Origin of the sequence: Chitinophaga sp. (genome assembly GCF_036569185.1) — a bacterium.
In the GTDB taxonomy this organism is placed as follows: domain Bacteria; phylum Bacteroidota; class Bacteroidia; order Chitinophagales; family Chitinophagaceae; genus Chitinophaga.
On the sequence record NZ_DATCRD010000141.1, the window covers coordinates 1 to 26,473 of the forward strand.

At 47.1% G+C, this 26,473-nt stretch carries 16 protein-coding genes and 1 pseudogene; 9 read left to right on the forward strand and 8 right to left on the reverse strand.

Annotated features, from left to right (window positions below; genetic code table 11):
• Window positions 1–238, forward strand: a pseudogene (locus VIM72_RS09930) (esterase family protein); the annotation flags it as partial.
• A gap of 122 nt (window positions 239–360) precedes the next feature.
• Here VIM72_RS09930 and VIM72_RS09935 read toward each other — a convergent pair.
• The 7 genes from VIM72_RS09935 to VIM72_RS09965 all read right to left on the reverse strand — a co-directional run bounded on the left by VIM72_RS09935 (window position 361) and on the right by VIM72_RS09965 (window position 13,308).
• Window positions 361–1,962 carry a SusD/RagB family nutrient-binding outer membrane lipoprotein gene (locus VIM72_RS09935; RefSeq protein ID WP_332002681.1) on the reverse strand — a complete coding sequence of 534 codons (1,602 nt, stop codon included), beginning with the start codon at window positions 1,960–1,962 and terminating at the stop codon, window positions 361–363.
• Window positions 1,963–1,991: 29 nt separating this feature from the next.
• Window positions 1,992–5,141 carry a SusC/RagA family TonB-linked outer membrane protein gene (locus VIM72_RS09940; RefSeq protein ID WP_332002682.1) on the reverse strand — a complete coding sequence of 1,050 codons (3,150 nt, stop codon included), beginning with the start codon at window positions 5,139–5,141 and terminating at the stop codon, window positions 1,992–1,994.
• A 384-nt stretch (window positions 5,142–5,525) separates the two neighbouring features.
• The gene (locus tag VIM72_RS09945; protein WP_332002683.1) at window positions 5,526–7,103 is read right to left on the reverse strand and encodes a SusD/RagB family nutrient-binding outer membrane lipoprotein; all 1,578 of its coding nucleotides are present in this window, start codon (window positions 7,101–7,103) and stop codon (window positions 5,526–5,528) included.
• A gap of 11 nt (window positions 7,104–7,114) precedes the next feature.
• Window positions 7,115–10,600, reverse strand: coding sequence for a SusC/RagA family TonB-linked outer membrane protein (locus VIM72_RS09950; RefSeq protein ID WP_332002684.1), 3,486 nt, complete (start codon window positions 10,598–10,600; stop codon window positions 7,115–7,117).
• Window positions 10,601–10,605: 5 nt separating this feature from the next.
• Complete coding sequence (locus VIM72_RS09955) at window positions 10,606–11,631, reverse strand: FecR family protein (protein ID WP_332002685.1); 1,026 nt, start codon at window positions 11,629–11,631, stop codon at window positions 10,606–10,608.
• A 78-nt stretch (window positions 11,632–11,709) separates the two neighbouring features.
• Complete coding sequence (locus VIM72_RS09960) at window positions 11,710–12,294, reverse strand: RNA polymerase sigma-70 factor (RefSeq protein ID WP_332002686.1); 585 nt, start codon at window positions 12,292–12,294, stop codon at window positions 11,710–11,712.
• 138 nt (window positions 12,295–12,432) lie between these two features.
• On the reverse strand, window positions 12,433–13,308 hold the full coding sequence (locus VIM72_RS09965; RefSeq protein ID WP_079470510.1) for an AraC family transcriptional regulator: 876 nt from the start codon (window positions 13,306–13,308) through the stop codon (window positions 12,433–12,435).
• A 315-nt stretch (window positions 13,309–13,623) separates the two neighbouring features.
• Between VIM72_RS09965 and VIM72_RS09970 the strand changes: the two genes are divergently transcribed.
• The 3 genes from VIM72_RS09970 to VIM72_RS09980 all read left to right on the forward strand — a co-directional run bounded on the left by VIM72_RS09970 (window position 13,624) and on the right by VIM72_RS09980 (window position 20,598).
• Window positions 13,624–14,652: a LacI family DNA-binding transcriptional regulator gene (locus VIM72_RS09970; RefSeq protein ID WP_332002687.1), complete on the forward strand. Its 1,029-nt coding sequence runs from the start codon at window positions 13,624–13,626 to the stop codon at window positions 14,650–14,652.
• A 962-nt stretch (window positions 14,653–15,614) separates the two neighbouring features.
• A complete protein-coding gene (locus VIM72_RS09975) occupies window positions 15,615–18,866 on the forward strand; it encodes a SusC/RagA family TonB-linked outer membrane protein (RefSeq protein ID WP_332002688.1) in 3,252 nt (1,083 codons plus the stop codon).
• A gap of 28 nt (window positions 18,867–18,894) precedes the next feature.
• Window positions 18,895–20,598 carry a SusD/RagB family nutrient-binding outer membrane lipoprotein gene (locus tag VIM72_RS09980; RefSeq protein ID WP_332002689.1) on the forward strand — a complete coding sequence of 568 codons (1,704 nt, stop codon included), beginning with the start codon at window positions 18,895–18,897 and terminating at the stop codon, window positions 20,596–20,598.
• 65 nt (window positions 20,599–20,663) lie between these two features.
• Here VIM72_RS09980 and mutS read toward each other — a convergent pair whose 3' ends face one another.
• The gene (gene mutS, locus VIM72_RS09985) at window positions 20,664–23,273 is read right to left on the reverse strand and encodes a DNA mismatch repair protein MutS (protein ID WP_332002690.1); all 2,610 of its coding nucleotides are present in this window, start codon (window positions 23,271–23,273) and stop codon (window positions 20,664–20,666) included.
• A gap of 46 nt (window positions 23,274–23,319) precedes the next feature.
• Here mutS and VIM72_RS09990 point away from each other — a divergent pair, with 46 nt between their 5' ends.
• The 5 genes from VIM72_RS09990 (at window position 23,320) to VIM72_RS10010 (ending at window position 26,471) form a co-directional block, all read left to right on the forward strand.
• Window positions 23,320–23,853 carry an RNA methyltransferase gene (locus tag VIM72_RS09990; protein ID WP_332002691.1) on the forward strand — a complete coding sequence of 178 codons (534 nt, stop codon included), beginning with the start codon at window positions 23,320–23,322 and terminating at the stop codon, window positions 23,851–23,853.
• Between the two features lie 12 nt (window positions 23,854–23,865).
• Entirely contained in the window at window positions 23,866–24,732 is an 867-nt protein-coding gene (locus VIM72_RS09995; protein WP_332002692.1) for a UbiA-like polyprenyltransferase, read from the forward strand.
• A gap of 21 nt (window positions 24,733–24,753) precedes the next feature.
• The gene (gene ruvX, locus VIM72_RS10000) at window positions 24,754–25,167 is read left to right on the forward strand and encodes a Holliday junction resolvase RuvX (RefSeq protein ID WP_332002693.1); all 414 of its coding nucleotides are present in this window, start codon (window positions 24,754–24,756) and stop codon (window positions 25,165–25,167) included.
• 101 nt (window positions 25,168–25,268) lie between these two features.
• Complete coding sequence (gene def, locus VIM72_RS10005; RefSeq protein WP_332002694.1) at window positions 25,269–25,847, forward strand: peptide deformylase; 579 nt, start codon at window positions 25,269–25,271, stop codon at window positions 25,845–25,847.
• A 99-nt stretch (window positions 25,848–25,946) separates the two neighbouring features.
• The gene (locus tag VIM72_RS10010) at window positions 25,947–26,471 is read left to right on the forward strand and encodes an RNA polymerase sigma factor (protein WP_325642425.1); all 525 of its coding nucleotides are present in this window, start codon (window positions 25,947–25,949) and stop codon (window positions 26,469–26,471) included.
• Window positions 26,472–26,473: the final 2 nt, after the last annotated feature.

Consider the following 26,473-nt stretch of genomic DNA (forward strand, 5'->3'; position numbering starts at 1 on the left):
GTACGACTATACGGTACTTAAACAGGTGGAGGGATTGAAGTCCGGCGCTTTATCGCTGATCATTGATTGCGGGGTGAAAGATTTTTTTATTGATGTAAACCGGGAGCTTCATAAGAAATTGTTGCTGGCAGGTATTGATCACGACTATACGGAGCGTCCGGGGCAGCACGACTGGAACTACTGGGGCAATGCGGTAAAGTACCAGCTGCTGTTTTTCCACCAGTTTTTTCAAAAGTAAAAGAGCGGATGTTGTCTGACTCAGGATATAAATCCTGAGTCAGACAACATCCGCAAAGAATGCCGGCCCTCAACAGGACCGGCCTTTTTTATGCACGCGATTCAAAATAAGAATGTTCCTGTTTATTTTTTAGGATCCCACCACAGGTGAGTACCACCTACATCTTTTGGCTCGCTCAGCGTGGTAACAGCTTTGGCAACACCAGCGCCGTTGGTGGAATACTCATTGCTCGGGAATGGCGCCCTGCGAACAAAATCGGTGGTACTTACTTTTCCACCGCTGTTGTTCACCACTACCGGGAACAGTTTCGGATAGCCGGTACGGCGGAATTCACTCCATGCTTCCTGTCCTTCAGGGAAATTGGCAATCCATTTCTGTGTAATGATATGTTCCAGTTTCCTGTCGAAATTGGCGCCTTCTTCCCATTTAATGGTGATAGTGCTCAGGTACTGGGAACCTTTTTTAATATCATTCTGACCGGCAGTCATCGCCTTGGGATCAATGTATTCAGCAGGCAGGGAAGTAGCGTCGTTATAGTAAGTGCCGGCGTTGCCCAGTGCATATTGATTAAAGGAGGTTTGTATACCGGTTTCATAATTGGTTTGTGCATTACCTGCACCGGCCCATCCGCGGATAGCCGCTTCCGCTTTCAGGAACCAGGCTTCGGCAGCTGTTACCAGTTGTAATTTACCTGGCAGGTCTACCAGTTTGGAATAATCTGCATAGCGCGCTTTACCATCAATGTTGATACCGTTGCGTATACCAATGTACCTGTCTTTTACCGCAGGGTCTACCGCTTTCTTGAAGTATAAAGGCAGGCGCGGATCGTTATAACCACCGAGATAAGTGCCCATTGGCGCACCCATTAGAATATCGCCCCAGGAGCCGCAGATGGTGTTCAGCGGATGTGTGGTGGTACCGATATCTACGGTGAAGTTGTCTTTATACGTTTGCAGTAACCCGCCTGCATTGGCCAGGGCAGCTTCTCCTTCCAGCTTGGCTTTGGCCTGGTCTACATTTACAATGCGTAAGGCAAGTCTTAAGCGCAGGGTGTTGGCAAACTGTAACCATTGCTTATAGTTACCACCGTATACAAGATCGGATTTTGTAAACAGCGCTGAAGAAGGTTTATCTGCCAGCGGCGTAAGAATATCGATCGCTGTTTTCAGCTCTTCAAAAAAAGTGTAATACACATCCTTCTGGCTGTCGTAATCGATGGAGCCATCAGCGTTGGGCGTATTGTATTTACTGTAGATGATGGGACCGAAGATATCGGAGGTACGGTGCATGGCTTCCACCTTAATGATGAGCGACATGGCATAGCTATCCGGAACCTTCCCTTTTGTGAAGCCGGCCACTTTGTAGCAGGGGTTCATGACGTTGGTATAGCCGGTGCTGAAAGTAGTGTTGATCCAGCCATCCACGAAACTGTAGGTGATGTTGTTGATGTTGCCGCCAAATGGTGTGGGCGACATCATATAACCACTGTAAATATCACTCAGCAGGTTTTGCTGCAGCTGGAAGGTAGGCGCCGGCTGATACAGGTAAATACTGCGTTGCGCCTGTTGAAGCAGGGCGGGAACCAGCGCAAAATCGGCAGCCAGTTCATCATCGGTGGAGCCGTATGGATTTTTATTGATGTCTTCAAAGTTTTTGGTACAGCTGCTGAAGCATAGCGTGGCTGCCATCGCCAGGCCAGCTATTTTGAATATTTTATAATTCATAGCTCTTGTTTTTGTTGTTCTTAATCAGGTTAAAATGCACATTTCAGGTTCAAACCAAAGCTGCGGGTAGATGGTAAACCAAATACATCCACACCTTGTACACCATTGCCGGTGCTCATGCTCAGTTCAGGATCGTAAGGCGCTTTTTTAGTGATGAAGAACAGGTTACGTCCTACCAGTCCAAGCTTCATGTCTTTGAAGAATCCTGGTTTCAATGCAAAACTGTAGGTGATGGATAATTCCCTTAAACGGATATTGGTAGCATCGTACATATAGAATTCGGTAATACCGGCGCGACCGCCTATTCCCTGGTAATACAGGTCTGCAGGTATCTTACCGGTATATGCCTTGCCGCTGGCATAAACTGCGGGAATATCTACTCCACCGTTATTACGTGCATCTGCAGTTACCTTTGATACGCCGTACTGGTCCATCATGGCCTGGGTAATACTCATTACCTTACCGCCAAAGCGGCCATCCACGAGGATGTTTACATTGAATTTTTTCCAGTTGATGGAGTTGCTCCAGCCCAGCAGGAAATCGGGCGTAGGGTTGCCCAGGTATTCCAGTTTACCGTCTTTTGCTTTGGGCTTACCGGTTTCATCGTCTATTACCAGCTTACCGGCTTCATCGCGTAAGGCTTTCTTTCCGTAAATGTCGCCATAGGCGCTACCTTCATGAAGTACTAACGCATAGGTGTTCACGTTATCTCCTTTTGGTGTAATGGTATAATCTCCGTTTAACTGCGGCGCCAGTTTGATCAGCTTGTTCCTGTTACGGGTAAAGTTGAAGCCGGTGTTCCAGCCAACATTCTTTTGCTTGATCACCTGGTATCCCAGTGTGGCTTCAATACCGGTATTCTGCACATCGCCGGCGTTCAGGTAAGCATTCGGATACAGGTAGCCCACGGAAACAGGGAAATCGAAGTACTGGTTTTTGGTGTGTGAGTTATACCAGGTAACATCCAGGTTCAGGCGGTTGTCGAAGAATCTCCACTCTGTACCAATTTCAACGGAAGTAGTGATCTCCGGTTTCAGTGCAATACCGCCAAAAGGACCGGCAATATTGGATATCAGCGTTCCTGAAATAACCTGGTTGGTAGGCCTTGTTACAAACTGGTCCACATCATTACCCACTTTCGCATAGGAAGCGCGGATCTTTGAATAGGTGATGGAAGAAGGCATCCTGAATACATCGCTGAGGATAGTATTTAAACCGGCGGAGTAATAGAGATAGCCTTTTTTCATAGAAGGCGTGTAAGCCAGGGTGGACGACCAGTCGTTACGGGCGGTCAGATCCAGGAATACTTTTTCGCTCAGGTTTACACCAGCTGTTGCAAACACAGACTGGATCTGCCTCCTGGAGCCGGTGGGCGTTAGTTTCGCAGCAGGGCTCAGTTTCAGGTTACCAATGTGGAATACATTGGCAAATGCAAGATCGCCGTCTTTGGAATCTATAAAGGTACGGTCCTGTTTCAGGTCATTGATGCTGGTACCGGCAGTGAAATTAAAGCCGAGTTTGTCGGACAATTTCCGGTTACCGGATATCAACAGGTCGCCGTAGTATTGTGTGCGGGTAAGGTAATCGTATGTGTAACGGCCGTTGGCGTCGGCAATGGTTGTTTGCGTACCCGCGTTTGCTTTCAGTTCGTACTTATCCCAGGCTTTGTTTACATTACCACGTACCTGTACATTTAACCAATCGTTGATGGTATATCGCAGATTCAGTGATGCGATGAGGTTATCTTTCCTGTTTTCGGTAACGTTCCTGTTCAGGATCCAGTAGGGGTTCTGCTGGAAGTCTTCCCCCGCCTGGCCTTTATCATAATTGATATTCCACCAGTTCTGCATATTCACGTTACGCATGGTGGAGAAGTATTCATAGTTGTTTTTATAACTTTCAAAATCCAGTCCTCTCGGGAAGATATATAAGCCGGTGAGCGGGTTATAATACAAGCCTGAAGTAGGGCGGTTGTGTGCATTTTGTGTAGTCATTTGCACGTTCGCATCAATAGTCAGTTTATCGTTCAGGAAGCTGCCTGTTTCCCTGAAGTTGAGCGTATGCTGCCCATACTTTGCGGTAGGCATTATTCCCTTGTTGGTGGTATTGGAATAAGAGAAATAGGTTTGCGCTTTTTCAGTACCACCGGCTACGTTTACGGAGTTGATCCAGGTGGTACCTGTTTTAAAGAAATCTTTCACAATTTCCTTGCTGCTGCCTGCTTTGCCCCAGCTGTCGATGGTGCCGGGAGCTGTTTGAAGATAGGAGTTCTGTGATCCGGGGAGATAAGCGGGCCGGTCGATCGTGAAGTTGGAGGAGAAGTTCACTTTAGCCTGGCCTGCTTTTCCTTTTTTCGTGGTGATGATGATAACGCCATTGCCTGCCTGGCTGCCATACAATGCAGATGCGGAAGCGCCTTTCAATACGTTGATGCTTTCAATATCATCCGGGTTGATGGTACTTAAAATATCGCCACCATCGCGGCCGCCGGAAGATGCGCCTGACGCCTGTCCCCACAGATCGTTAGGTTGTGTGGTGGTGAAGTTGGCAATAGGTACGCCATCTACTACATACAGGGGTTGGTTTTCGCGGATGGATTTCTGTCCGCGTAGTATCACCCTGGCGGAACCACCTACGCCGGAAGCGCTGCGGTTGATCTGCAGACCGGATACTTTACCGGATAAGCTATTGATAACGTTTGTTTCTTTTACATTGGTAAGATCTTCTCCTTTTACCTGTTGGGTAGAATAGGTAAGGTCTTTTGCTTTACGTTGTATACCGAGCGCGGTAACTACCAGTTCATTCAGCCCTTTTACATTGTCTTCCAATGTAACGTTCACCGTAGCGTTGCTGCCAACGCTGCTTTCTTTAACGGCAAAACCAACATAGCTGAAAACGAGGACATCACCGGTTTTAGCATTGATATGATATTTACCTTCTGCACTTGTTTGTGTGCCTTTGGAGGCGCCTTTGATTTGTACCGTAACACCGGGCAGCGGGTTGCCTTTGCTATCTTTTACGGTACCGCTGATTTCTTTTTCCTGGAAAGTGCTACGGAATGAAGATGCGGGCAACCCTGTATAGCCGGCTGCCTTCGCATATGCACTGTCTGCTAATATGGAAGTGAGGGCCAGACCGGTCATAGCGCACACTTTCATAAGGCGTAGGTTTTTTTTCATACTTGCCTTTTTATTTGGTTAATAAATGGGATTTATATTGTTGAATTAAATTGTTCATTTTTTTTGCGTGCATGATCCTGGAAATAAAATACCCGTTAGCATGGCGCGTACCATCCTTTACCGATTGTTTTTCTTCGCGTTATACGCAGTGCCGGCTTATAGGGGCGTGCAAAGCCTCATCGCTTATCGCAATGTGTTGAACCGGGTTGAGCAAAGCAGTGTTGTTATGTGTTTTTCCTTACATGAAATATGTTTTTGATAACGGCTGTTTGTTACAGGTTACATCGCATGAAACGCTCAAATGCGGCGTTTCAGGAAAGGAGTCGTGTGGAGTTATGTTTAGTACTATCCTGTTTTAAATTATTTTTAATTTTTTGGGAGATGTTACCGGAGATCCCACCAGAGCGGTGTGCCGCCGGTGTCCGATCCTCTTAACGTGGCTATAGCACGGGCCACTGCTTTTGGATTGGTAACAAGTTCTATCTGGGGCATAGGCAGGCGCCGGATAAATTTTTCAGTAGGAATAGTATTGCCGCTGTTATTGATCACTACGGGAAATAATTTTGGATAACCGGTGCGCCGGAATTCACTCCATGCTTCCTGTCCTTCGGGGAACATGGCAATCCACTTCTGTGTAATGATACGTTCCAGTTTCCGCTGCAAGGGCGCACTCTCTTCCCATTTAATGGTGATGGTGCTTAAATGGGGATCGCCTTCCGGTACGTTGTTATCACTGTTCTGCGGATCAATGTAAGGATGAGGTTTATCCACATTGTTATTCATATATACGTTGGCGTTAGGGATGCCATATTGATTAAAAGAAGTGCTGATACCGGCGGCATAATTGGCAGCTGCATTTCCGGCGCCCTTCCACCCGTACAGCGCTGCTTCTGCTTTCAGGAACCAGGCTTCAGCCGCCGTCATGAACAGGATTTTGCTATCAAATTTCACCAGCTGTGAAAAACCGCTGTATTCTTCTTTGGCAGCGATCTTAATACCATTGCGTATACCATGATAAATATTTACGCCATCATCAGTAGGAACAAAATAATGCGCCAGCCGCGGATCTTTATACCCGGTTAATATGGATTCCATGGGTGCGCTCATCCGGAGGTCGGCCCACGTGTAGCACATGATATTCAGCGGATGTGTAACCGGCGATATATTCACTGCAAAATTATCTGCAGGCACGGTAAGTAGCCCGATTGGATGGTTCAATGCGGCTTCTCCTTCTTCTCTTGCTTTCTTCGGATCAATCCCCGAAACACGGATGGCCAGCCGTAAACGGAGCGTGTTGGCAAACTTTACCCATTGGGCATAATCACCTTTGTATACAAGATCAAAAGCAGCAAAGCGCTGTGGAAAACCGCTGTTGATAAACCCGGTGAGCGTGTCTATCGCTTCACCCAGGTCTTTAAAAAAAGCATAGTAGGCTTCCTGTTGTGAATCATAATCAATGCCCATTTCTTCATTCAGTATCCCATACTTTGTATAAATGACAGGCCCGTAAATATCACTGATACGATGCATGGCTTCCACTTTGATGATCTGCGCCCATGCATAAAAATCGGCGTAATGCCCTTTGGCTTTCGATTGCGCAAAGTCGCAGGTTTTCATCACATTGCTGTAGGTCACCTGCCAGGGTTTATTATTCCAGTAGTACAACAGCCCGTAGTTGGTATTGTTGATATTACCTTCAAAGGGAGTAGGCGCCATCATGTAGCCGGAAAAGACATCCGCATTGAGGTTCTGCTGTAACTGGGCAGTGGGGGGATCGTTATAGATGAGCAGGTGCAGCTGCGCCTGCGACAAAGGTTCGCCCATCAGCCGGTAATCGGCTTTCAGCTCCTCCTCTGTAAAATCGAAAGGATTTTTGTTGATCTCATCAAAGTTCTTCGTACATCCACTTGCCAGCATAATTGCCATCACAGCGAATAATGTGGTTGTTTTCCAGCTTTTCATTGGTGAGTATTTTAAATTCCTAATCTCAGGTTAATACCCATACTACGCACAGGCGGTAACCCGAATACATCTACTCCCTGCAGGCCATTGCCGGTACCCATAGATACTTCAGGATCGAACGGCGCATGCAGTTCAAAAAAGAAAAGGTTCCTGCCTACAATGCCCATCCGCATATTGCGGATCCATTTCCATTTCAGCGGTATGCGGTAGCTCAGGCTTAGTTCCCGCAAGCGGATGTTGGTGGCATCGTACATATACATTTCACCAATACCGGCCCTGCCGCCAATGGTAGTATAATAACTTTGCGCATCAATTTTTCCGCTGTAAGGCGTTCCGTTACTGTTTACGGCATTGATATCCACGCCGCCTTTATCACGGGCTTTGGCGCTTACTTCACTTACGCCGTACCAGTCGAGCACCGCCTGCGTAACGCTCATCACTTTACCGCCAAAACGGCCGTCTACCAGGAAGCTCAGGTTAAAGTTCCTGTAGTCGATGCTGTTGTTCCATCCTATGGTGAAATCAGGATTGGGATTGCCTACTTTTTTAAAGGCATTGCGTGTTTGCAGTTTACCCGCTGCATCAATGATGTAGGCGCCTTTATCGTTCTGCACCAGTTCTTTATTGGAGTAAATATCTCCCCATGATCCTCCTTCTATGATAAACGAGCCAAACATATTCACGCCAAAATCAGTGAGCACAAACATACTGCTGGTATCTGCGCCAATGATCCTTGAATTGGAAAGCGATACGATCTTGTTTTTATTCGCGGCAAAGTTGATGGTGCTGGTCCAGGAAACGGCTTTATTACGTATAGGCATTAAGGTGAGTGTGGCTTCCCAACCCTGGTTCTGTATATTGCCCATGTTGAGATAGTAAGTGTTGTACTTATTGCCAAGTGGGGCCGGCACTTCCATGTATTGTTTGTAATTATTGTTTTTGTAGAAGGTGACGTCGGCGGTGATCCTGTTTTTCAGCAGGTGCGCTTCCAGCCCTATTTCAAAGGAACGATTGTCTTCCGGCTCCAGGCTGAGCCCCGGGTACAGGGTACGCTGGTTCAGTACCACGCGCGTAACGCCGGCAATGGTTTGCAGGGTAAACGCCGCAGGCCGGGAGGAGTAAGCGGCAATATCGTTCCCTACTTTGGCATAGGAAATGCGTGATCGCAGGAAATCGACGGGCGCCGGCATTTTAAACATCTCGCTCCATACGGCCGATAAGCCGGCGGAATAATAGAAGTATCCTTTGTGCAGGGTAGAGGTATAGGCAAATGTACTGGACCAGTCGTTGCGCGCAGTGAGATCCAGGAAAAGATAATTGTTGATGCCTGCCTGTATGTTGCTGAATAATGCCTGCAGTTGTTTCCGGTCTATGCTATGTTGCGCATCCAGCGAGGTGCTGAGGATATTTGATACGGAAAATTTATTCGGATAGGTAAGACCAGGATCTGCATTGGGATTGGAGCCGTTGAAAGTGCGCTCATGCGCTTTGGTATCTGTAATACTTGCCCCGATATTACCGGCAAGGTGCAGCCACTTGTTTATTTTACGGCTGGCATTCAGCATCATATCCCCATACAGCTGGGTATTGAATTCCCGCTCCAGGGTGTACCGCCCGTTGGAGCCGGCGAGCACGATCTGTGTACCGGCGTAGGCTTCCAGTTCATACTGATCGAGGGATTTATCGAAGTTGCCGCGTGCTTTCAGCGACAGCCAGTCGTTCAGCTGCCAGGTGAGCGACAACGTAGCGAGGCCCCGGTACCGGGAGTCCAGCCGCAGATCCCGGTGCAGCGCCCACATAGGGTTTTGCTGGTCGTCCTGCCCGATCCACTTTTTATCGTTGCGGATATTCCACCAGTTCTGCATATACAGGTCGCGGCCCTGGTCGTAATATTCAAAGTTGTTTTTGTAATAATCGAAATCCTGTCCGCGGGGAAAGGTATAAAGCCCGGAAATGGGGCTGTAGTACAATCCCGGGGAAAGCCGGTTGGTAGTGCTTTGCGCGGTGAAGGATACATTGGCGTCCATCACCAGTTTATCGTTCAGCAGTTTCAGGGTTTCGCGCAGGTTTACCGTATGACGGTCAAATTTGTTGGTGGGAAGAATTCCTTTATTGGTTGTATTGGCGTATGAAAAATAACTCTGCGCGGTTTCTGTACCGCCGCTGAAAGCGATGGTATTGGTGAAGGTGGAGCCGGTGTTGTAAAAATGTTTTACGTGATCAGGCGCGTTGATGGAACGGCCCCAGCTTCCCAGGGATCCGGGTTGCGGCGTGCCTACTTTATCTACGCCGGGCGTATCGGTTTGTGCATAGCGGTATTGTAACGGTGGTAGCAACGCGGGCATTTCCCGGGTATAATCGGAAGAAACATCAATTTTGCTCCGGCCGGGTTTTCCTTTTTTGGTGGTGATGAGGATAACGCCGTTGGCCGCCTGGCTGCCATAAAGCGCGGCTGCGGAAGCGCCTTTCAGGATACTGATGCTTTCTATATCATCGGGGTTGATATTGGAAATACCATCTCCTCCATCGCGGCCGCCGGCGCCGATGATGTTGTGCGACTGCCCCCATACATCCGCCGGCTGCGCAGGGGTGTAGTTGGCATAAGGCACGCCGTCGACAATATACAGCGGTTGATTTTCACGGGTGGATTTATTACCGCGCAGCACTACTCTTACAGAACCGCCGATACCGGAGGCGCTGCGGGTGATGGTGGCGCCGGCGGTTTTCCCGTTCAGGCTGTTGATCACGTTGGCGTCTTTCACCAGCTGCAGATCGTCGCCATCCAGTTGCTGGGTGGCATAAGGCAGCTCCCTGCTTTTTTTCTGGATGCCCAGCGCGGTGACCACCAGCTCGCTGAGCGCTTTTACATTTTCCTGCAGGCGTACATGGATAGCCGGATCAGTGCCTACGGTCACCTCCCGGGTGATGAAGCCTACGGAGCTGAACACAAGCACATCGCCGGTGCTGGCTTTCAGTGAAAAACCGGCATCGGCGTTGGATTGGGTTCCTTTATTGGAATGTTTGATCTGGATGGTGACTCCCGGGAGTGGCGTGCCTTTGTTGTCGCGTACTGTTCCACTGATATCTCTTTCCAGGGACACATGATTCAGCAGGTTTACAGCAGGTGAGGGGCCGGTATCACTTTCTGCTCCTACTATAATTTTGTTATTGATACGGGTAAACTTTAATCCTGCCTGAACTGATAATAACGTAAGCACTTCATCGATGGGTGTTTTAGTGCAGTTTAACGTAATCTTCTTCTTCAGGTTAAGATCAGCTTTATCGTAGTGAAAATTCAGCCCGGTTTTCGCCGAAATTTCCGTCATTACATCTTCCAGGTTTTTATCTTTCACCTGTATGGTGACAACTATAGCTGTGGGTGGATCGGGCGTTTGCGTGATGGCACTAGTCGTGGTGTTCAGGCTCCCCGCCAACAGCAGTGTCAGCATCAACCCCGTGGATACAAACCACATCAGGGGGCATGGCTTTACCCTCATATGGACTAGTTTTTATTTTGCAGGTAAACGGTATCGTTTTTAATGGTATAAGAAAGGGATTTGGCGAGGCAGATGATATCCATTACATCTTTCAGGCTTTCATTTTTGAAAGCGCCATTATAGTTCCATTCTTTTTTGTCGCTTTTATTAACAACGGTGATGCCATAGCGATTTTCTATCCCTGTTACTATTTCATTATAGGGAGCATCCCTGAATACGAGGTAGCCCTGTTTCCAGCCGGTTACCTCTTCAGTTTTGCTGAAAACGGATTTTACCAGGTTAAGTGAAATCCGGTCGTAGCTGATTTGTTCGCTTGGCAGCAGGATGAGGGAGGAAGCGGGGCGGCTGTTTTTATCCAGCTGGTCTACTTTTACTTTACCGCTTACCAGGGCTACCGTTACTTTGTGCTCGCTGGCGTACGCCCGGATATTAAATGCGGTACCAAGTGCGGTGGTGGCCAGTTCGCCGGTATTTACCACAAATTGCCTGGCCGGATCGGGGGCCACATTAAAGAAGGCTTCTCCTTCTTCCAGGAAGATGGTACGGCTTCCGGCATCAAAATGTTCAGGGTAGCGCACTTTGCTGCCTGCGTTTAGTTCCAGTGAGCTGCCGTCTTCCAGGGTAATACTTTCCCTGTTGCCTTTGGGAGTGGTGATTTCCACGAACCCGTTCCTGATCACCCGGTTGGATTGCAGGGCAATCACCGGTGGCTGGAAGTTGCCAGCGGCAGGCCGGGCAGGGGATGTCTGCGAATTAAACCAGAAAAGCCCTGCTGCGAGCAATACCACCGCTGCAGCCGCAGCATACCAGTAACGGGTACGGATATGCCGTGTTTTTGGTGCAGGGCTGATATGTTCATTCAGCTGTAAACGGATGCTGTCAAGCTCCTGGTCTAGTTCTTTATCTGCTATGTAGGTGGACTTATGCCGGTTGATATTTTCAAACCACTGATCTACAATAGCCGCCTCTTCAGGTGTGCAATCCCCCTGGTTATACCGTTCCAGCAATATTTTGATCTGTTCTGTGTCCACCTGTTGCCGTTTTAAGTGTTCATAAGTCGTGTTAACGTGGAAAAGGTACCATGTACATTTAATTATTTTTTACCCGGGTCAGGCAAATAAATAGGCAAATGCTAAAAGTATGGTCAGGTCGGTCCTGGCATAGCTGGTCCTGAGTATTTTTAACGCTTTGGTGATCTGGTTTTTTACGGTTTGCTGTGAAAGGCCGAGATGGGTGGAAATCTGCTCTACGCTGAGGTTTTCAAACCGGCTGAGCATGAAAATTTCTTTCATACGGCCGGGCAGGTGATTAATGGCCTCAAACAGTTCCTGTGTCCGCGCTTTGTTGTCTACTGTTTCCGTGATGGAATGTGGCTGCGCATCGAAATGTTCGATGAGTTGCTGCAGGTATTTGCGGTAGGTAGCGTTTTTCCGGTAGATATCGATGATCTTATGGCGGGCTACCTGGTACAGGTATGCTTTCAGCGATTCCCGGAGGATCAGTGAATGTCTTTTTTCCCAGAGGGAAATAAAAAGCTCCTGCAGCACATCTTTGCTGATCTCGGTGGCGTCCAGTTTACTGTGTATGAATAAATACAATGGTTTACTGTAGCGGTCGTAGATGGCATTAAAGGCAGCGGTGTCGTCGCTTTTCAGCAGCGAAATTAACTGGTTATCGGAATAACTGCTGTACATGAATTACAGTAGTAATTAAGCGTTTTGGTTGATAATTACTAAAATGAATGTAAGAAGAAAATTTTGATATTCTGACATTTGGCTCCTTACTTTTTAAAATAACTCAATAACCAAATGATAAAATAATTACATTTTTTATCATGCTTCTTTCAGGCGCAGTTCATTTTTATATTCCTTGGGAGTTTTCCCTACTATTTCCTTGAAGAACCGGTTGAAGTTAGACAGGTTCTTGAATCCGCAGGAGTAGGCGATTTCGGCGATGGACCAGTCTTCTTCGGTTAGCCGTTTGCAGGCGTGGCCGATGCGTACCTCGTTCAGGAACTGTACAAACGACTTCTTGGTGCGGTTTTTAAAGAAGCGGCAGAAGGATTGCGGGGACAGGTTGGTGATGCTGGCCACATCCTGCAGGGATATTTCTTTAGAGAAGTTATTCATTACATACTTGAATACTTCATCTATCTTATGGTTATCTTTTACGTTGTAGGCATGGGAATAACCGGTACTGGCCAGGTAGTAGCAGTCGCGCGTTTCCGACAGTGTTTTCAGGATGTGGAGCAGGGATATGATCCGGTCCAGCCCTTCTTTCCGTGGCAGCGCCAGGATTTCCGGTTTCAGCAGCTCATGGGTGGCGCCGGTGATCTTCATTCCCCTTTGCGCCCGGTGGAATAATTCGCTGAGGGCTTTGGTTTCCGGCAACCCGTAGAACTTTTCCCCGAATATGTCTTTGGGAAAGTAGATGACCACTGAACGGGCTTTCAGGTTTTCATCTCCCTTATAATATTCTTCCTCGTTATACCACACATGCGGTATATGCGGGCCCAGGAACACCATGTCGCCTTCTTCAAAGCTCTCGATGCTATCCCCTACAATTCTTTTCCCGTGGCTTTCCGTTACATATACCAGCTCGCATTCCGGGTGGAAATGGAAAGGTGTATTGAAATAGGGATCACTTCTTTCTATGATCGTGATCTGGTTATCGGCAAAAGCCCCCACTTTGATAAGGATGGGTTTCATTCATGTATTAATTTAAGCTGCTATATTACTATGACTGTCCTATACTTTATTACCATCGCTATTATTACTGCTTAGGGGAACCCTATGCAGGCAGGCGAGTAGTATTGAGAATGTCCTATGAATGTTGCCAAATTATTAAAAATTGGTTAAAAAAATATCATTCTTCTCAAAATAACCATTTTATCTGATAAAAATCAGACAAGACAATGAAGAATACTTTTTACCAGGGGTTACTTGGAATAATTACTACAACAATGTAATTTCCAACTTCATTTTGTAAATTACGTCCGGCTAAATCGATGTAGCATTATTTCTATGAAAGGGATCTCTATTAAAGATATTGCAAAACAAGCCGGAGTATCTCCCACAACGGTATCGTTTGTACTCAACGGCAAAGCAAAGGAGAAGAGGATCAGTGAACAGGTAAGTAAGAAAATCCAGAAAATTGCGACGCGGCTGAAATATAAACCCAATCAGCTCGCCCGTGGATTGCGTACCGGTAAAACCAAAACCATCGGCCTTATTGTGGAAGATATTGCCAATAACTTTTTTGCCACACTGGCAAAAGTAGTGGAAGACGAGGCCGATAAGCACGGCTATAAAGTACTTTACGGCAGTACAGAAGACAATACCGAAAAAGCAAAGGGACTGCTGGAAGTATTAAAGTACCGGCAGGTGGATGGGTATATTATCACGCCTACAAAGAATCTCGATAAAGAAATTGAACTGCTTCAATCCGCAGCCAAGCCATTGGTGCTGGTAGACCGTTATTTCCCTCATTTGAACAGTCACTATGTAGTGCTCAACAACTACCAGGGAGCATATGAGGCTACAGCGCACCTGGCCAAACAAGGCTATAAAAAAATTGCCATCGTTACTATTGCATCTGACCAGACACAGATGAAGGAAAGGCTGGATGGATTTAGTGCAGCGCTCAGGGATCATAAGATACCGTTTAATAAATCGCTGGTAAAGCGGTTGCCGTTCGATCTCGACCGGGAGAGTTTCAATAATGAAATGCGGAAATTCCTAACATCGGTGAAGGATCTGGATGCCGTTTTTTTTGCTACCAACTACCTGGGCATTGCCGGCATTGAAGCTATCCGCTCACTGGGATGGGAGATAGGAAAACAAATAGGGCTGGTTGGTTTCGATGACCACGATCTTTTCCGGTTGCATAGCCCATCGATCACCTGTGTGTCGCAACCCATTGCCGCTATTGGGAAAAGTCTTGTAGACATACTGATGAAAGAACTGAACCACAGCGCCGGCAGTCCTGCTTCTCCGCAAAAGCAGGTGGTGCTGGAGCCCGAGCTGATCATCAGGGACTCGTCGCGGAGATGATCGCTTACCGCTGTCGCCTTCGGCGACGCGGAATTTGTCTGACTCAGGATTAGGCTGATTATACTGATTTGTTTGATTTTGTTTTTTGAGATATTATAAAGGGAGATATGAGCTGAGATTTCGCTTATGTCTCCCTTTATCTTTTGGGTTACTGCTGCTTATACTGCAGGATGTGGCAGCGTAAACAAATTGATCAGATGTAGATAAGCCATACTTAATAGATACGGCTTAATACCGGCCCGGATATACCTTAGATACGGGGGAAATACGGCAGAAACCAGCAGTATCCATACTGTAACCCGGGAGTGTCTTACTGTTTTAGTACAGAAAAACCTTACAGTCGATGTTCCGGATGCAGCATTAGCTTTATAGCCGGAGTTTGTTTTTAATCAAATAAACTATTTAGTACATCTTTGTTCCAGGTAATTTTTTAAACCTGCTCAACGATCTTTTTTTCATTTCCTCTCTTTCAAAAAAATCACAAATAATCAAATCAAACAAATCAGTATAATCAGTGTAATCCTGCACCAAGACAAATTCCGCATCGCCGAAGGCGATGCTCTAATGTTATTTTAAGCGCAGGAAATAGTATTTTCTCTTTCTTAACGAGCCATTAACGATAAATAAAAAAATTGTTAAATCTTCTTTGCACTTCTCATAATTATCCCTAAGTTTGAAACCGTTATTCAGATAAATCAGCCAAACTTGTAGTGAAATGAAGAGTGAGAGTGGTCTACAGGTTTTTTTTATGTAGTGTAGCTAAAACGTTTTACTACTGATATAATGTCGAAATAACAATTAATATCAATGGAGTAATTCCATTTATTTTTCAGAACGGAAACCACGTGATTACCATCAGAACTCCTGTGCAATGCAGGTATGTTTATGGTAGCGGGACTTCCGTGTCTTTTTGCTTATGTGTCTGATTCACTTGTTATAATTCACTAAACCAAAAGGAAGCTATGCGAAGATCACTTCTTCTCACCACGTTGCTTTTCTTATGCTGCTGTATCACTGCCTGGGCGCAGGATAAGAAAGCTGTTACGGGAACCGTTAAGGACACAAAAGGAACGCCTTTACCCGGTGTTACCGTAAAAGAGAAAAACGCCTCCAACGGAGCTACAACCGGCCCGGATGGAAATTTTAAAATCCAGGTAGCAGATGGTGCTACCCTCGTTTTTTCCTACATAGGATTTATCAACCAGGAAGTAGCTGTTAGCGGGCAGTCTGCACTGAACATTGTATTAAAAGAAGACAACAAGAACCTGAACGAAGTAGTGGTTACTGCCATGGGTATGAAGCGCGAACAGCGTAAACTCGGTTATGCGGTAACAGAATTAAAAGGGGCGGATGTGGCGAAAACCAATTCCATCAACCCCGTTTCAGCCCTGCAGGGTAAAGTAGCCGGTCTGGATATCTCCGCAGCTGCAGGCGGTCCTGCTGCTGCTCCGCGTATCGTACTGCGTGGCGCTAAATCATTGAATGGTAAAGACCAGCCTATCTTTATCCTGGATGGTGTGATCTTTGAAAATGATGAGAGTGCCAATGATGTAAACTTTGGTAACGTACTGAAGAATCTCAATCCTGACGATTACGAATCAGTAACTGTACTGAAAGGTGCTGCCGCCACAGCTTTGTATGGCTCCCGCGCCATCAACGGCGCCATCCTCATCACTACCAAAAAAGGTACTGCAAGAAAAGGAATAGGCGTTACCGTTAGCCAGACAGCGCAAATGGAAAAAGTATATCGCGGCTCCATTGACCTGCAAAACGCTTATGGTCAGGGCCTTGATGGTAAGTACGATAATTCGGTTGGCGGTTACAGCTTTGGTTCAAAAATGGACGGCAGCATGGTAACCCTGCCCAATGGTATGCAGGTTCCTTACACTCCCAAACCCAATAACGCGAAGGATCTGTACCAGACCGGTAAATATTTTAATACCAACGTAGCCATGGAAGGCGGTAATGATAAAGGAACTTTCCGTTTATCTTACTCTCACCTGGACAATAACAGCGTATCTCCAAACAACAGCTTTGGAAGGAATACCTTTGCTTTCCGCGGATCTTCCCAGATCTCCAAAGTGCTGAGTGCAGATGCGGGAGTAACTTATGCTACCAGTAAAACACTGAATCCTGATCGTCAGGGTGGCGACTACACCAACTACAACATTGGTCGTAAATGGGCATATGTATTTCCACGTAACTACGATCCGAGCATCTGGAGCCAACCGGCAAATTTCACCGGGCCACAGGGCGGCCGTGCTAACCTGAGCACCAACCCGGGCGCTGATTACTTCTTCCAGCAGGCATATAACAGCTGGTCCCGCAAGGAATCACTCATTACCGGTAACTTCTCCCTCACCGCCACCGCTACTGATTGGCTGAAATTTGTAGGTAAAGCTAACTTTAGCAGCGAGCAAAGCACCGACGAACGTAAGGAAGCCGGTACAGGTACTAACTTTACAGGCTCCGATGGTTTTTACTCTATTGCAGGCGTGAACAAATCCCAATATACTTTCACCGGTATGGCGATGATCACTCCAAAGCTGGGTAAGAAGTTTGACGGAAGCTTAAATCTGGGTGCAGAAACCTGGAACAGCGGTATTGGTAAACAATATAATAACTACACCAGTGGTGGTTTACGTATACCTTTCCTCTATGATATCAGTAACAGCACCGGCGCAGCAGTGATTAAAAATGATCCGTTGCTGCGTAAACAGATCAATTCCGTGTTCTTTGCAGCCAGCCTGTCATATAACAACGAATTGTTCCTGGATGTAACCGGTCGTAACGACTGGTCTTCTGCGCTTACTTATCCTAAGGGAAGCCCGGGAAATACCACCAACTCTTACTTCTATCCTTCTGTAAGCGCTGCCTGGGAATTTACCCAGACACTGAAAAATACACTGCCTGAATGGGTGAGCTATGGTAAACTGCGCGCTTCCTACGCTATGGTAGGTGGCGACCTGGATCCATACCAGATCAACACAGGCTACTACACTTCTGATTATTTCAGAGGTTCAGGTACCGGCGAAAATCTGCCAATGGTAAATATCTTCAACCAGGATATCCTGCCAAACATGAACCTGAAACCATCTATCTCCAAGAGTGTGGAATTAGGTGCGAATGTCCGCTTCTTCAATAACCGTTTAGGCTTTGACGTTGCCTGGTACCGTACCAATATTACCAACCAGATCATCAACCTGCCCACTACCATCGAAAGCGGGGTAGTATCCCGTTATATCAATGCCGGTAGCATGATCAACAGAGGTATTGAGGTGATGATTAACGGAACGCCGATCCAAAGCAAGAACTTTACCTGGGATGTAAGTCTGAATGGTAGCCGCAATAAGAATAAGATTGTCAGCCTCACACCTGGCGTAGACCAGATGCAGCTGAACGAAGACCAGGGCGTACAGGCTATTGCTAAAGTGGGCGGCGCTTATGGCGATCTGATCACCGACTATGGTTACACCAAAGATGCCAACGGTAATAACCTGATCACTTTTGGCGGTTCTGATTTCCCATACAAATTTGTTCGCGGCCGCAGAATTGTAGGTAATATCCTGCCCGACTTCAACCTGGGTTTACAAAACTCCTTTAGTTATAAGAACTGGTCACTCGGAGTGCTGATCCAGGCACGTATTGGCGGCGACTTCTTCTCTGCTTCCCACCAATATGGTACCGGCAGGGGTAATACAGCCAACACCATGGCCGGTCGTGACACAGAGCACGGTGGTATCACCTATACAGACGCTTCCGGTACAAAGCGTAACGATGGTATGATCCCCGATGGTGTGTTCGCTCCGGGAACCGTTATCAGTAAAGATGGTCAGAATATTACACTGGATGGTATGACGTACCAGCAGGCTTACGAAAAAGGTTATGTATCTCCTGTTACGCCAATGCAATATTATGGTATGATCGGCGACTGGGGTATTGGTATCCGTGAAGCTTCTGTGTTTGACGCTTCTTATGTGGCATTGCGCGAAGTATCCCTGGGATACTCTCTGCCAACAGATATGGTGCAACGCTGGAAACTCAACAGTCTCCGTGTATCACTGGTAGGTCGTAACCTGGGTTACCTGTTCAATAACCTGCCGGATCATATTAACCCGGAAGCAGTACGTAACAACAAAACTTCTGCATTCTCCGAATATGGCGCTGTACCATTTGTTCGTAACATGGGTGTAACTGTGCAGGTAGGATTCTAATAACCGTTTAACAACAAAAAAAAGAAAAATGAAAACTGTTAATAAATGGGGGATAGGTGTGGCAGTGGCCGGTTTAATGCTGAGCTCCTGTACGAAAAATTTCGCTGACCTGAATACAAGTCCGGTTATCACACAGGATCCGCCACCGGAGCTTTTAATCACTCAATCTGTAAAAAGCATCGTAGACCGCGACTTCGATTGGTTCTACGACGCATATCAATACCAGATGCAATGGATGCAGTTCGGCGTAGCTTCACCGGGAACATCTCCTACCGGTTTGTTTAGCCCAACCAACACCAATGATTTTTATAACGCATTATATAAGAACATTGGCCGCAACCTGGTGGAAATACAGGATGTAGTGGCCAGGAAACCACAGGATCAGCAGGCGCAGTACAGTAACCTGGTGGCTATTGCACAGATACTCAAGGTATATTCTTCCTGGAGAGTGTCTGATGCCAATGGAAGCATTCCATATACAGAAGCATGGGGCGCACGCAGTGACGCTAATTTTACACCAAAGTATGATACACAGGAAACCCTGTTTGCTACCTGGGATGCGGAATTAAAAAAAGCGGTAGAAACATTGGCAGCCGGATTACCTACCCAGGTAAGTTATGGGGCTAATGATATCTTTTACAGCGGAGATGCTGCAAAATGGGCAAAAGCCGGTAACGTGCTCCGTCTGAAAATTGCTATGCGCCTGTTGAAGAGAGCGCCTGAAAAGGTAAGCGCCGTAGCAAAAGAAGTATTGGCCAGCAAAGCCGGTATCTTTGCGTCTAACGACGATGAATGGAAATTCGTTTCCGCTGCCATCAACTTTGCGCGTGGCGGTAACTGGGCTATGGATAACAATCCACTGTCTGCCGCCAAAAACATGGTAGACTATATGGTGGATAACAAAGATCCGCGTCTGAATCTTTTCTTTGAAAAGAACAGTTATACCAAAGCGTTGTTCGACAGTCTTAAACTGGCAGGTATTTACAGCCCAACAGCACAATATGTGGATCGCCGCTATGTTGGCCTGCCCTCCAGCCCGGATAAGAGAACCAATGCTGCTTACAGTAATGTATTTACTGTTAAAAAATACGTAATGGTGATCAATGGTAAAACGATCAACAGGAATGCGGATACTATATCGCCGCTTCAGCGCAGGTTGTTTAATCTTGACGCGGAGAACGGGTCCAATAATGGCGCCCGTTACACACAGCCCATCCTTACCTACGCAGAGCAGTGCTTTATGCTGGCGGAACTGGTTGTGCGCGGTATGGTAGAAGGAGATGCAAAGACCTATTATGAGAATGGTATCACCGCATCTGTAACAGCCTACGATGCAATGGGTAACCTCGCGAAGATACAGGACTATGCACCGCTGAATGCAGCGGCATTACAGGCTTATATCGCAACTCCTGCCGTAGCCTTCACCGGCGCCACAGATGTGTTGTTGGAAAAGATCAATATCCAGAACTTCCTGAATCACTTTAAATCACCATGGGAAGCATGGGGCGCATGGAAAAGAGCAGGTGTTCCTAAAGTAGGTGGAATCCTCCCGATGGAACCAATGGTATCTTCCGGTCAGACAGTGGAAATTCCACGTCGCTGGATACTGCCTCAGCCTTCTATTGCCAACCAGGTCAACTGGAGAAATGCTATTACTGAAATGCAGAAAACAGGCGAGTACGGGGCAAATGATAACGACTTTACCGGCCGTGTCTGGTGGGATAAGAAATAGTGTAACCGTATAAGTTAGTATTAAAAAAAGTCCCGGGTTTACCGGGACTTTTTTTATGAAGATATTTAACCGATCATATTCTTAATCTCGCTCAGCTTCAGCAATGCTTCCACCGGCGTAAGCCGGTTAATGTCTACCGTATCCAGTTTTTCCCGGATCTGCTGGAATACATCGCTGTGCGCATCAAAGATATTCAGTTGTAGTTTCTGCGAAGGAGTGCTGATCTGTTTGATGTTTTTCTGCAATGGCGCGTCGATATGTTTTTCTTCGAGATTGGCCAGCACTTCATTGGCCCTGTTGATCAGTTCAGGCGGCATGCCGGCCATACGCGCCACATGGATCCCAAAGCTGTGGCGGCTTCCACCGGTAGCCAGTTTACGGAGGAAAATAATTTTATTGCCGGATTCCATATTGGTGATATGGAAATTCTTTACCCTTGCGTGTTTGTTTTCCAGTTCATTCAGTTCATGATAGTGGGTGGCGAACAGTGTTTTGGGCCGGTGCGCCGTCATATCGTGCAGGTATTCCACAATGCTCCAGGCAATAGAGATCCCATCGTAGGTGCTGGTACCGCGGCCTATTTCATCAAGTATCACCAGACTGCGTGCCGTGATGCTGTTGATGATGCTGGCGGTTTCATTCATTTCCACCATGAAGGTAGATTCGCCGCCACTGAGGTTATCGGACGCGCCTACGCGGGTGAATATTTTATCGGTGAGGCCAATGTCCGCGCTGGTGGCGGGCACAAAGCTACCCATATGCGCCATCAGGGTGATGAGCGCCGTTTGCCGTAGCAGCGCCGATTTACCGGACATGTTAGGCCCTGTGAGAATGATGATCTGCTGGGATTCCTTATCCAGCCGGAGATCGTTGGAAACGTAGGTTTCACCGGGAGGCAGCCCTTTTTCGATTACGGGGTGCCTGCCTTCCTTTATGACCAGGTCGAACCCTTCCGTGATATTCGGGCGGCGGTATTTATACTGCATGGCGTTGTGCGCAAAGCACAGGAGGCAGTCGATCCGCGCAAACACCTGCGCATCTTCCTGCACAGGTTTAATATACGCCTGCAGGCTTTGCACGAGGTCGTCGAACAGTTTGCTTTCCAGCACCTGGATCTTATCTTCCGCGCCTACTATCTTTTCTTCGTATTCCTTCAGTTCTGGGGTGATATAGCGTTCTGCGTTGGCGAGTGTTTGCTTGCGCATCCAGCGGTCGGGCACTTTATTTTTGTGGGTGTTGGTTACTTCCAGGTAATAGCCGAATACGTTGTTGAAGGCTATTTTCAGGGAAGGGATACCGGTGGCTTCAGATTCTTTCTGCTGGATCTGGAGCAAATAATCCTTTCCTTTATTGGCGATGTTGCGCAGGTCGTCCAGCTCCGCGTTTACGCCGTCTTTGATACAGCCGCCCTTGTTCACCAGTACCGGTGGGTTTTCCATGATTTCATTAAGGATCCGGTCCAGAATGGGGGCGCAGGGATCCAGCTTTTCGTTTAGCCGCCGGAGGTAGTCGCTGCTGCTGTTGGCCAGCAGGCCCTGTACCGCCTGTACCTGTTGCAGGGAACGGGCCAGCTGCAGTACTTCCCGGGGATTTATTTTCTTCAGCGGTATTTTGGATACGAGTCTTTCCAGGTCGCCGGTTTGTTTCAGGTGATGGACCAGTGATTTGGAAAGATCTGTTTCCCTGATAAAATATTCCACGGTATCCAACCTTTCGTTAATGGCTTTGATATCCCGGAGAGGGAATACCATCCAGCGTTTGAGCAGGCGGGCGCCCATGGGTGTAACGGTATTGTCCAGTACTTTCAGGAGGGTATGCCCGTTTTCCACGCTGCTGTTGAGCAGTTCCAGGTTACGCACCGTGAAGCGGTCCATCCACAGGAAATCGTCCTGGCTGATACGCTGCATGCGGGTAATATGCTGGAGGTTTGGATGTTCGGTATCTTTCAGGTAATGCAGGGTGGCGCCGGCGGCAATGATGGCAGCAGGCAGCCCGTCTACACCGTAACCTTTCAGGGAATGGGTCTGGAAATGTTTCAGCAGTATTTCTTCCGCATAGGTAGTGGTGAATATCCATTCATCCATGGTATACGTATAGAAACGGGTACCGAAAGTGGCTTTGAAGTTTTTTTGCTGTTGTTTGGCAAACAGCACTTCTGCCGGGCGGAAGCTCTGAAGGAGCTTATCCACATATTCGGTGCTGCCTTCCGCAATAAAAAATTCGCCGGTGGAAATATCGAGGAAAGACACACCGGTGGTATCTGTACTGAAATGAACCGCTGCCAGGAAGTTGTTGCTGGAATTTTCCAGCAGTTTATCGTTGATGGCTACGCCTGGTGTTACCATTTCGGTAACGCCGCGTTTTACAATACCTTTTACGGTTTTGGGATCTTCCAGCTGGTCGCATACGGCCACCCGGTGACCGGCTTTTACCAGTTTATGGAGATAAGTATCCAGTGAGTGATGGGGAAATCCTGCCAGGTCAACATAAGAGGCGGACCCATTGGCCCTTTTGGTTAAAACAATGCCCAGTACGCGGGCGGCTATAACTGCATCCTCATTAAACGTTTCATAAAAATCGCCAACACGGAACAACAGTACGGCATCAGGGTATCTCTCCTTGATGGCCTTATGTTGCTGCATGAGCGGGGTTTCTTCCGTTTTACTTTTTGCCATGGCGCAAATATATAAAACTCATCCCATCCTATTATCTTTGCAGGTGATGAGAAAATTAAGCATGGATGAACTGGGCCGTAAAACGGTGGAAGAGTTCAAGGCTGCCGATAAAACGCCTGTTGTACTGGTACTGGATAATATACGAAGCATGCACAATGTGGGGTCGGTGTTCCGTACAGCGGATGCTTTCCTGGTACAGGGCATTATCCTTTGCGGTTATACGCCGGTGCCGCCGCACCGCGATATCAATAAAACGGCTTTGGGCGCTACCGAAACCGTGGAATGGCAATATTTCGATACTACCGTAAGCGCGGTGCAGGAGCTGAAAGCGGCCGGTTATAAGGTGATGGCCATTGAACAGGCAGTGAACAGCTTTATGCTCAATGATTTTGTTCCGCCCGCCGGACAGCCGCTGGCGCTGGTTTTCGGAAACGAAGTAAGTGGGGTGGATACGGAAGTAATGAAGGTCGTGGATGGCTGTATTGAAATACCCCAGCTGGGTATGAAGCATTCTTTAAATATTTCTGTGAGCACCGGTATCGTGGTTTGGGATATCTTTGTAAAATTGAAGCAGGCTTAAAGGATTAATTATATGATTTCTACGGTCAACAAGTATTTATCGCTGGTAAAGTTCAGTCATACCATCTTTGCCATGCCTTTTGCCCTCACCGGTTTTTTTATGGCCACTACCAAAGGAGGCGGCAGCTTTAACTGGCTTACCTTCCTGCTGGTGGTATTATGTATGGTGTTTGCCCGCAGCGCGGCCATGGCATTTAACCGGTGGCTGGATGTGGATATAGACAAGCTCAACCCACGTACGGCAAAAAGGGAAATACCGGCCGGTATCATATCTCCCAGAAATGCCCTGTTTTTTATTATTGCCAATGTGGTACTGTTTATTATTACCACCTGGTTCATCAACCCGGTATGTTTTTACCTCTCGCCCGTAGCTTTGCTGGTGGTGCTGGGCTATAGTTATACCAAGCGGTTCACCGCCTTTTGCCACCTGGTGCTGGGCGTAGGACTGGCCCTTGCGCCCATAGGCGCTTACCTGGCGGTTACCGGCAGCTTCGCCTTATTGCCGGTGCTGGTATCTTTCCTGGTGCTCTGCTGGGTATCCGGTTTTGATATTATCTATTCCCTGCAGGATGAGGATTTCGATAAATCCCAGCAACTGAATTCTATCCCGGCCTGGCTGGGGCTTTCCGGCGCGCTGCGGTTTTCCGAATTACTCCATGTAATAGCCGCCGCATTGGTGGTCACCATCGGTTTAACCGGGCACTTTCACTGGATATACTGGATAGGCGCCGCTGTATTTGTAGTAATGCTGGTTTCCCAACATCTGCTGGTAAAACCCGACGACCTGAGCAGGATCAATATCATGTTTATGACCACCAACGGGATTGCAAGCGTGGTATTTGCCACCTTTGCCATCACGGATATGCTCGTTTTTCATTAACCGGTAAATATAATTAGCGATATGGCCCGTCTGATGGCGATAGATTATGGAAAAAAGAGAACGGGACTGGCAGTAACAGATCCTTTACAGATGATTGCCACCGGGCTTACTACTGTTGCCACGCACGACCTGATCCCTTTCCTGAAAAAGTACCTGGTAGCAGAGCCTGTGGAAACCATTATTATTGGAGAACCCAAAAACCTGGACGGCAACGCTACAGATGCCACTGCCCTGGTAACCGAATGTATCCGTATCATAAAAAAGAATTTCCCGGAGATCCCGGTAGTTACCGTGGATGAGCGTTTTACTTCCAAAATGGCCTTTCAGGCAATGATCGACAGCGGCCTGAAAAAGAAAGACCGCCGTAATAAAGCGCTGGTGGACGAAATAAGTGCCACTATTATATTGCAGGAATACCTCCGTAATAAAATATAATGATATATAAAAATCATTATAATCAGCGTAATCCTGAGTCAGACAAACCCCGCTTAAAGATGAAATTGTCTATCTTTGCGGATTAAACCAAGTATTTGAACATGATTTTGCCAATTGTAGCTTACGGGCACCCGGTATTGAGAAAGGTAGCGGAAGACATTACTCCTGAATATCCTAACCTGAAGGAATTGATTGCTAATATGTGGGAAACCATGTATGGTTCTAATGGCGTGGGCATTGCCGCCCCGCAGGTAAATAAGGCAATCCGGCTGTTTGTGGTAGACAGTGAGCAGATCATTCACAACCTGGAAGAAGACGAAAAGAATGATTATCCCGGAGATGAAGGCGTAAAAGGTGTGTTTATCAACGCGCATATCGTGGAAACCGGGGGAAAAGACTGGGCTTACAATGAAGGATGCCTGAGCATCCCGAAGGTACGGGAAGATGTAACCCGTGCGGAAACTGTTACCCTGAGCTATGTAGACGAAAACTTCACCCCGCATGTAAAAACTTTTACCGGTGTAACTGCCCGGGTGATCCTTCATGAATACGATCACATAGATGGCATTTTATTCATTGATCACCTCAAGCCGTTAAAACGCAGGATGCTGAAAAGTAAGCTGGAAGATATCACAAAAGGCAAAATACGAGTGGATTACAAGATGACCTTCCCTAAATAGGAAATAATTTTGTAATGTAAAGAAAACCTGTTATTTTGGTATCGTAAAGTATAACATCCATATCCTCAAAACTTGGGAGCTACCTTAACATACACTGAAGTGGAATTGATTCAGGGCCTTATGGCCAGGGATGAAAAGATATTCACTTACTTGTATGATCACTATTCACCCGCGTTATACGGCGTAGCCCTGAAAGTAGTGGGAGAAGAAGCTGCAGCCGGAGATATATTACAGGAAGTATTTGTAAAAATCTGGCGGAATATTGACCGCTATGATGCCTCAAAAGGCCGGTTGTTTACCTGGATGCTGAATATTACCCGCAACACGGCTATCGATAGTCTTCGCTCAAAAAATCACAAACTCGAACAACGCGTACAGGATGTAAACAGTGTAGCACTGATGTATGAACCGCAACTGGCGGTACATTTATCAGTGGATCATCTTGGATTAACAAAAGTGATTGAGCGGTTGCAGAAAGATCAACGCATTATTATTGATATGGCTTACTTCAAGGGACATACCCAGGAAGAAATAGCCAGGACACTTGAAATACCATTGGGCACCGTGAAAACCCGCATGCGCAATGCTATTATACAATTGAGAATACTGTTAAAACAATTGTAATT